The organism is uncultured Aggregatibacter sp., from assembly GCF_901873365.1.
GTDB lineage: Bacteria > Pseudomonadota > Gammaproteobacteria > Enterobacterales > Pasteurellaceae > Aggregatibacter.
The window spans coordinates 1-8,910 of sequence record NZ_CABFLM010000087.1; the positions used below are offsets into that span (position 1 = coordinate 1).

Annotated in this window: 9 protein-coding genes; all 9 read left to right on the forward strand. The window is 40.2% G+C overall.

Annotated elements, in window-relative coordinates:
- Positions 1–218 precede the first annotated feature (218 nt).
- The 9 genes from QZ106_RS07915 (at position 219) to pal (ending at position 8,209) form a co-directional block, all read left to right on the forward strand.
- Positions 219–1,784, forward strand: coding sequence for a cytochrome ubiquinol oxidase subunit I (locus QZ106_RS07915; RefSeq protein ID WP_021615169.1), 1,566 nt, complete (start codon positions 219–221; stop codon positions 1,782–1,784).
- A 14-nt stretch (positions 1,785–1,798) separates the two neighbouring features.
- Entirely contained in the window at positions 1,799–2,938 is a 1,140-nt protein-coding gene (gene cydB, locus QZ106_RS07920; RefSeq protein WP_295976221.1) for a cytochrome d ubiquinol oxidase subunit II, read from the forward strand.
- 112 nt (positions 2,939–3,050) lie between these two features.
- Positions 3,051–3,344 carry a cyd operon protein YbgE gene (ybgE, locus tag QZ106_RS07925; RefSeq protein WP_295976224.1) on the forward strand — a complete coding sequence of 98 codons (294 nt, stop codon included), beginning with the start codon at positions 3,051–3,053 and terminating at the stop codon, positions 3,342–3,344.
- A gap of 100 nt (positions 3,345–3,444) precedes the next feature.
- Complete coding sequence (ybgC, locus tag QZ106_RS07930) at positions 3,445–3,855, forward strand: tol-pal system-associated acyl-CoA thioesterase (RefSeq protein ID WP_295976226.1); 411 nt, start codon at positions 3,445–3,447, stop codon at positions 3,853–3,855.
- A 23-nt stretch (positions 3,856–3,878) separates the two neighbouring features.
- Entirely contained in the window at positions 3,879–4,568 is a 690-nt protein-coding gene (tolQ, locus tag QZ106_RS07935; protein ID WP_021615165.1) for a protein TolQ, read from the forward strand.
- Between the two features lie 82 nt (positions 4,569–4,650).
- A complete protein-coding gene (gene tolR, locus QZ106_RS07940) occupies positions 4,651–5,073 on the forward strand; it encodes a colicin uptake protein TolR (RefSeq protein ID WP_021615164.1) in 423 nt (140 codons plus the stop codon).
- An 18-nt stretch (positions 5,074–5,091) separates the two neighbouring features.
- Positions 5,092–6,411 (forward strand): cell envelope integrity protein TolA, encoded by a 1,320-nt coding sequence (gene tolA, locus QZ106_RS07945; RefSeq protein ID WP_295976228.1) that lies wholly within the window; start codon positions 5,092–5,094, stop codon positions 6,409–6,411.
- 35 nt (positions 6,412–6,446) lie between these two features.
- Entirely contained in the window at positions 6,447–7,727 is a 1,281-nt protein-coding gene (gene tolB / locus QZ106_RS07950; RefSeq protein WP_295976229.1) for a Tol-Pal system beta propeller repeat protein TolB, read from the forward strand.
- A gap of 14 nt (positions 7,728–7,741) precedes the next feature.
- Entirely contained in the window at positions 7,742–8,209 is a 468-nt protein-coding gene (gene pal, locus QZ106_RS07955) for a peptidoglycan-associated lipoprotein Pal (RefSeq protein ID WP_295976232.1), read from the forward strand.
- Positions 8,210–8,910 lie beyond the last annotated feature (701 nt).

Consider the following 8,910-nt stretch of genomic DNA (forward strand, 5'->3'; position numbering starts at 1 on the left):
TCTTTGCGACATATTTCTCTATTCTTTATCCCTATATTTAGTAGTAGAATGTGCCAATCATTTGGGTTGTCTATGTAATCACTGATGTTTATCCAAATTAAGCCGCAGTCATTATAAAGATAATTTTCTTATGCAAATTCAAAACATTTTTGATGTTTATGGGGTGATTACTTAGTAATCATGAATTTAAGGACTTGTAGCTTTTACAAGGAGTCGAGATGTTAGACGTTGTTGAACTCTCAAGACTACAGTTTGCTTTAACGGCGCTGTATCACTTCATTTTTGTGCCGCTGACACTAGGATTGTCTTTCGTGCTTGTCATCATGGAAACGACCTATGTCGTAACAGGTAAAGAAGTGTATAAAGATATGACAAAATTTTGGGGTAAGTTATTTGGGATTAACTTTGCCCTAGGGGTAACGACCGGTATCATTATGGAATTCCAATTTGGTACGAACTGGTCTTACTATTCTCACTATGTAGGTGATATTTTTGGTGCGCCGTTGGCGATCGAAGCATTGCTTGCATTCTTCTTAGAATCAACATTTGTGGGTTTATTTTTCTTTGGTTGGGATCGCCTAACAAAAGGGAAACACCTATTGGCAACTTATTGTGTCGCCTTCGGTTCAAACCTTTCTGCGATGTGGATTTTGGTGGCAAACGGTTGGATGCAATCACCGACAGGTTCAGAATTTAATTTTGAAACCGTTCGTATGGAAATGACCAGCTTCTTAGATTTATGGTTGAATCCGGTTGCACAAAGTAAATTCTTGCATACCTTATCTGGCGGTTATGTTGCCGGTGCATTCTTTGTGTTGGCAATCAGTTCTTACTATTTGTTGAAAGGTCGTGATCTTGGCTTTGCTAAGCGTTCTTTCTCTATTGCGGCTACCTGGGGATTTATTGCCTCAATTGCCGTGCTAGTGATGGGCGATGAATCCGGTTACGATATTGGTAAAGCGCAACCTGTAAAATTAGCAGCGATGGAAGCTGAATTTGAAACGCATGCTGCGCCAGCGCCATTCCATCCTGTTGCTCTTCCAAATACCGCAGAAATGCGTAATGATTTTGCGATTGAAATTCCATACCTTGGTGGCTTAATTGCTACACGTTCTTTAGATAAAGAAATTACCGGTCTAAAAGAGCTTCAAGCAAAAAATGAAACGCGCGTTCGCAATGGTATTATGGCTTATGATTTGTTTACCCAGTTAAAAGCACAGAAAAAAGCAACAGGTCAGGTTAACCCGGAAACTAAAGCGCAATTTAATGAAGTGAAAGGCGATCTTGGTTTTGGATTGTTGTTAAAACGTTATACCGATAAAGTTGTGGATGCAACGGAAGATCAAATTAAACAAGCAGCACGTGATACCATTCCTAATGTCGGTCCGAACTTCTGGGCGTTCCGTGGAATGTTAGCTGCCGGTGGTTTAATTATCTTATTAACGTTTGGTGCATTTGTGCAAAATTTACGTAGTCGAGTCACTGCATCACCCTTACTCCTTAAAGCATTGTTATGGGGATTACCATTGCCATTCTTAGCCATTGAATTTGGTTGGTTCCTAGCTGAGTATGGTCGTCAACCTTGGGCGATTTATGAAGTATTGCCTGTTGGTGTGTCGGCATCCAATTTAAGTGTGAGTGATCTCTGGTTCTCTATCGGGTTAATTTGTGTGCTTTATTTCTTCTTTATTATTGTTGAAATGTACTTAATGTTTAAATACGCCCGTTTAGGCCCGAGCGCATTAAAAACCGGTAAATACTACTTTGAGCAATCATCTAAATAAGCAGGAGACGAATTATGATTGATTATGAATTTCTACGTATTATTTGGTGGGTGCTAGTAATTGTATTGCTCATCGGTTTTTCTGTTACCGATGGTTTTGATATGGGCGTGACCGCACTTTTACCGGTTGCTGGTAAAAAAGAAGTTGAAAAGCGTATTATGATCAATTCCATTGCCCCTCACTGGGATGGTAACCAAGTATGGTTATTAACTGCCGGTGGTGCAATCTTTGCGGCATGGCCGATTGTGTATTCCGTAGCCTTCTCCGGTTTCTATATTGCCTTATTCTTAGTGTTGGCGGCATTATTTTTCCGTCCAATTGGCTTTGAATATCGTGCGAAAATTGATAACCCAACATGGCGTGCAGTATGGGATTGGGGCTTGTTTGCCGGCGGTTTTGTACCAGCATTAGTTTTTGGTGTGGCATTTGGTAATTTATTGCAAGGTGTGCCATTTGAATTAAATGAGCTTTCACAAGCGACCTATACAGGTTCGTTCTTTGCGTTATTAAACCCATTTGCACTACTTTGTGGCGTGCTAAGTCTTGCCATGTTAGTGACACACGGCGCAAACTGGTTACAAATGAAAACAACGGCAGAGTTGCGCAATCGTGCAAGAGCCATTACCCAAATTGGCGCATTAGTGACATTAATTACCTTTGTTCTTGCGGGCGTATGGCTTTCCTTTAAAGAAGGTTATGTTGTAACCAGCGTATTGGATCACTTTGCCCCATCTTCTCCAGCCTCCGGCAAAGAAGTAGCGGTTGAAGTTGGTGCATGGTTCAAGAACTTTAACGAGACTCCGGCTTTGTGGATCTTCCCAGCATTGGTTGTTATTGGTGCCTTATTAAATGTGGTTGCCTCTAAAGCAAATCGTTGTGGTTTTGCGTTCTTCTTCTCTGTATTAACCATGGCAGGCGTGATTATTACGGCAGCAGTATCCATGTTCCCATTTGTGATGCCTTCAAGTACTCACCCGGCACAAAGCTTATTAATGTGGGATGCAACATCAAGTGAACTAACCTTAACGTTAATGTTCTATCTCGCATTAGTCTTCGTGAGTATCTCATTGCTTTACACTATTTGGTCATACTACAAAATGTTTGGCCATTTAGATGAAAGCTTTGTTGAAGACAATAAAAACACCTTATACTAAGGAGAATAATATGTTATATGCAATTTGGGTCATCGGTGTTTTATTCGCGATAGGCGTAAGTGCAAAAATTACAATGAACAAAGAGCGTTCAGGTCAATTTGACGAGTAATGCATGATTAACGCATTGTATCAATTAGCAAATAAGGGTTCGTTACGAACCCTTTCATTTGTTTTAGCACTGGCACTAACGATTTTTTTCTTTTTAAATGTCAATCAATTCTCAACACAGCTAAGAGCGGTTGAATTTTATTATGTTTTGGCAGTGATTTGGGGTGTTGTCATTTTATGGATTCATGGTATCGGTTTTGATATTCGAGCTGCGTTTTGGCGCGCAATTTTTATGCCATGGTTCGGCTATGTTGCAGCAATTATCGCACTGTTTAACAATCTACTCACTGAGAGATAATCCAACGGATATTTTTATGAGTGCTACTTGCTAATCATTTTGTAGCATTTTAAAATAGCCAACTTCTTGCCTTTTGAAGTTTGGTTAGGGATAAGAAAAATTGGAACAAAGTGTTTTTCATTATTCTGCTCGTGTTTATTATGAAGATACGGATGCAGGCGGAGTCGTTTATCATGCACGTTATTTGCATTTTTTAGAGCGTGCTAGAACAGAATATTTAAGAACATTTAATTTTTCTCAACAAGCATTGTTAGCGGAAAATAAAAGTGCCTTTGTCGTTAAATCCATGAATGTGGATTACCGAATTCCGGCAAAATTGGATGATTTATTATATATTGAAACCAGTATTACGGAAATAAAAGGGGCTTCTCTCATTTTCTCTCAAGCAATTAAACGAGATGAATTAACGTTGTGTCAGGCTACTGTAAAGGTAGCCTATGTTGATCTTGGAAAAATGAAACCTGTTGCGATCCCACAGGTAATCAAGACAATGCTAACTCATCAAATATAAATAAATTATTTTCGGAGCATATAATGACCGCAGAGTTAAACTTTTTAGATTTGTTTCTAAAAGCGAGTATCGTTGTTCAGTTAGTGATTCTGATTCTTATCGCTTTCTCAATCACCTCTTGGGCAATTATTATTCAGCGTAGCCGTGTGTTAACAAAAGCCTTAAGAGAATCCATGGTATTTGAAGAACGCTTTTGGTCGGGCGAGGATTTAAATAAATTATATGAAGGGTTGTCTAATCGTCGTGATGGATTAACCGGTAGTGAACAGATTTTTTATGTTGGTTTTAAAGAGTTTACGCGTTTAAAACAAGCAAACCCAGATGCACCGGAAGCTATCATTAAAGGAAGTACCCGTGCAATGAATTTATCTATGAATCGCGAAATTGAAGATATTGAAACGCGCGTTCCATTCTTGGCAACCGTCGCATCCATTAGCCCATATATCGGTCTTTTTGGTACGGTTTGGGGGATTATGCACGCATTCATGTCATTAAGCGGAGCAAAACAAGCGACATTGCAAATGGTTGCACCAGGAATTGCTGAAGCGTTAATTGCAACAGCAATCGGTTTATTTGCAGCGATTCCGGCTGTTATGGCTTATAACCGTTTAAGTTTACGTGTGAATAAATTAGAGCAAAACTACGGCAATTTTATTGATGAGTTTACAACTATATTACACCGTCAAGTGTTTGGTAAAACGCATCATAATTAATTGTAACGAGTTCTCACCGCATTTTGATAAAGTGCGGTCATTATTTTAGCTGTTTTTAGAATTCTCAGTTTAGAGGGTTGATATGTCTTATCGTCGTCAGCGTCGCGATATCAAATCTGAAATCAATATTGTGCCATTTTTGGATGTGCTTTTAGTATTGGTTTTAATTTTTATGGCTACAGCGCCTATTATTAGTCAAAGTGTAGAAGTTGAATTGCCGGATGCCGTGCAAAGCCAAAATGTGTCTACTGAAGACAAAACACCGGTTATTTTAGAGGTATCGGGTGTGGGGCAGTACGCCATTTCAATTGGTGGTAACCGTACGGAAAATTTAACTGAAGATATGGTTACCCAATTATCAAAACAAGAGTTTGATAAAGATAACAATACGATGTTCTTAGTTGGTGGTGCAAAGGATGTGCCTTATGAAGAGGTGATTAAAGCACTGAATTTACTTCACCTTGCCGGCATTAAATCAGTTGGATTAATGACAAATCCCATTTAATAAATATAGGTAACGAGTGTGCAGAATAAGCGACAAAAAGGCGATGTTAATGCCGTTGTGATTTCGATCATAATGCACTTGGCTTTGTTTGTGTTATTAATTTTGAGCTCGCTCTATCATAACGTTGATATTATGGGCGGCGGAGAAGGTGATGATGGCGAAGTGATTGGCGCAGTCATGGTTGATACCGGTTCTGCCGCACAAGAATGGGGGCGAATTCAACAGCAGAAAAAAGGTCAAGCCGAAAAGCAAAAAAAACAATCTTTAGAAGATAAAAAACAGGAAGAACAAGCGCAAAAACAGGAAGAACAAAAACAACAAGAGGCGTTAAAAGAAGAGCAACAACGCCAAGAAGAAATTGCTCGACAAAAAGCACTGGAACAACAAAAAGAGCAGGAAAAACAAAAATTATTAGCTGAGCAGAAAAAACAGCAGGAAGAAAAAGCCCGTCTGGAAGCTCTTGAAAAACAAAAGCAAGCTGAGGTAGCTAAGGCTAAACAAGCTGCTGAGGCGGCTAAATTAAAAGCAGATGCTGAAGCAAAACGGTTAGCTGCTGCAGCAAAACAAGCGGAAGAAGAGGCAAAAGCGAAGGCTGCAGCTATTGAAAAAGCAAAGCAAGAAGCTAAAGCAAAGGCTGAAGCGGAAGCCAAGGTGAAAGCTGAGGCGGAGGCTAAAGCAAAAGCGGATGCGGAAGCTAGGGCAAAAGCTGAGGCGAAAGCAAAAGCCGATGCTAAAGCAAAAGCCGATGCAGAAGCTAAGGCACAAGCTGAGGCTAAAGCAAAAGCGGACGCAGAAGCTAAGGCAAAAGCAGAGGCTAAAGCAAAGGCGGATGCCGAAGCGAAAGCAAAAGCGGAAGCCAAGGCAAAAGCAGATGCAAAAGCGAAGGCAGAGGCTGAAGCTAAGGCGAAAGCCGATGCTCAACGGAAAGCAGATCAAAATGCGCTAGATGATTTCTTTAACGGTGGTGACATCGGTGGAGGTAGCGCAACACGAGGTGGTAATGCAAATAAACAAGGAAGCCTTGGTGCAGGAGCATCAATGGGGGCGGGCGACGGTGGTAAAACCGGCTCGGCCTATGCCGGCATTGTTTACTCTTCGATAAAACCGTATTTTCGTGGCGATAATCGGTTTATCGGCAAAGTTTGCGATATTAAAATGGAAATTTCGAGTGATGGAACTATTTTGTCATATGAGAAAAAATCCGGACCAAATGATTTATGTGCTGCAGCATTAAATGCGATTTCACAAGCGAAAAAAATGCGTAGAGCGCCAACACCGGAAGAGTATCAAATGTTTAAGAGTTTTACACTTGGATTTGACCCAAGAAAAGTGCGGTAATTTTTTATTGCGTTTTTAAAACGATAGGAGAACAAATGAAAATTGTTATTCGAATTTTTAGTTTATGTATCATGCTGTTAGGGCTAACATCCGTTGCTCGAGCGGAGGTTCGTATCGTGATTGACGAAGTGATGGATTCTGCTCGTCCAATCGCTGTCGTGCCTTTTAAGTGGAACGGACCGGGCAGTGCCCCGGCGGATATTGCGCAAATCATTTCTGACGATTTGCGCAATAGTGGAAAATTTAATCCTATGCCAGTGGGGAAAATGCCTCAACAACCGACGTCAGCTGCGGAGGTGAATCCTCAACTTTGGTCTGCACAGGGTATTGAAGCGGTTATTGTTGGGCAAGTTACCCCATCCAATGGAGGCTTTGATATTGCGTATCAATTAGTGGATACCATGGGAAATGCCGGTTCGATTCTTTCACAAAATCAATATACGGTGACACAAAAATGGCTGCGTTATGGTGCTCATACGGTGAGCGATGAGTCCTTTGAAAAATTAACCGGTATTCGCGGCGCATTTAGAACCCGTATTGCGTATGTTGTACAAAAAAATGGGGGCTCTCAGCCTTACGAAGTTCGCGTAGCAGATTATGATGGATTTAATCAATTCATTATTAATAAGAGTTCCCAGCCATTTATGTCTCCGGCATGGTCTCCTGACGGCAAAAAACTTGCCTATGTTTCTTTTGAAAATAAAAAAGCGCAAATTATTTTACAAGATTTGGGATCTATGGCGCGTAAGGTCGTCGCTTCATTCCCTGGACATAATGGGGCGCCGGCATTTTCTCCGGATGGCTCAAGATTAGCTTTTGCGTCTTCAAAAGATGGTGTATTAAATATTTATGTAATAAATTTGGGTAGTGGACAGGTTTCTCAGTTAACCAGTGGTGCCGGCAATAATACCGAACCATCTTGGTCGCCTGATGGCCAATCAATCGTGTTCACCTCCGACAGAGGCGGCTCTCCGCAAGTTTACCGTATGAGTGCAACCGGTGGCGGTGTATCTTTAGTTGGTGGACGTGGTAGTGGCCAAATCAGCGCAGATGGCAATACGTTAGTGATGGTAGATGGAAGTAATAGCATCGTGAAACAAGATTTGGCATCAGGTAGCTCCGAAGTGCTAAGTTCAACTTTTTTAGATGAAAGTCCAAGTATTTCACCTAATGGTATTATGATTATTTACAGCTCTACCCAAGGCTTGGGAAAGGTGTTACAATTAGTGTCCACAGACGGACGCTTTAAAGCACGTTTACCAGGAAATGATGGACAAGTGAAATTTCCAGCTTGGTCACCATACTTAACTAAATAAACAAGGAGAATTCAATGAATAAATTAACCAAAGCATTGTTAGTTGCTGGTTCTGTAGCTGTATTAGCAGCTTGCGGATCTTCAAATAAAACTGAAAACGGTAACGGTAATGGTAATGGCCAAACTTTTGGCGGCTATTCTGTTCAAGATTTGCAACAACGTTATAACACTGTATATTTCGGTTTTGATAAATACAATATTGAAGGCGAATATGCTCAAATCTTAGATGCTCATGCTGCATACTTGACAGCTACCCCAGCAACAAGTGTTCGTGTTGAAGGTAACACCGATGAACGTGGTACACCAGAATACAACATGGCATTAGGTGAACGTCGTGCACACGCAGTGCAAAGCTTCTTAACCTCTAAAGGTGTTCAAGGTAGCCAAATCTCTACCGTTTCTTACGGTGAAGAAAAACCAGCAGTGTTAGGTCATGACGAAGCTGCTTACTCTAAAAACCGTCGTGCTGTGTTAGCATACTAATTTTTGCAAGACGAATAAAAAAGCCGAGCTTATGCTCGGTTTTTTATTATGGAAGAAAGAATGAAAATTATCTTTCTCTGAGATTAACATGATGCCTTTGAATCTCTGAAAGGCTTATAAGAGAGTGTTTCCTATAATCTGTGTATAACAGTATAAAATGCAGTTTCACTGCACTTTTTAGAGAACTATGGGTTTATCCCAATGGTTTTCGTTGTTTTATCGTATTTTAATCCAGAGTGAGATCCCTCGGATCCGTTAAAATAGATATCTTTGGGTTGAGAGCAAGCCGTGATTGTTAATATGCCGGCAAGTATAAAGAGTAGTTTTTTCATGGGGTACCTAATTTGTTAATAAAAAACGAGTTGATTATAACATAGTCTCAACTTATTCGTTTATGGTTTATTATCGGATTTAACATTGTGTACGATTTTAAAGGCAAGCTAATAAAGAGATTAAAAATTGCATTGAAACATTTTTGCTTTTGCTAGGGATAGTAGAGCAGGTAAGAGTAGGATGATGTTACTTTTAAAAAGTAGCTAGTATTCACAATTCATTTACTTGAATGAAGTAACATTTACACAAAAAAATAATACGCTAGGAAATCAATCTGAAAATATTGATTGGTTTGGTGGGTCGTGAAGGATTCGAACCTTCGACCAACGGATTAAAAGTCCGCTGCTCTACCGACTGAGCTAACGACC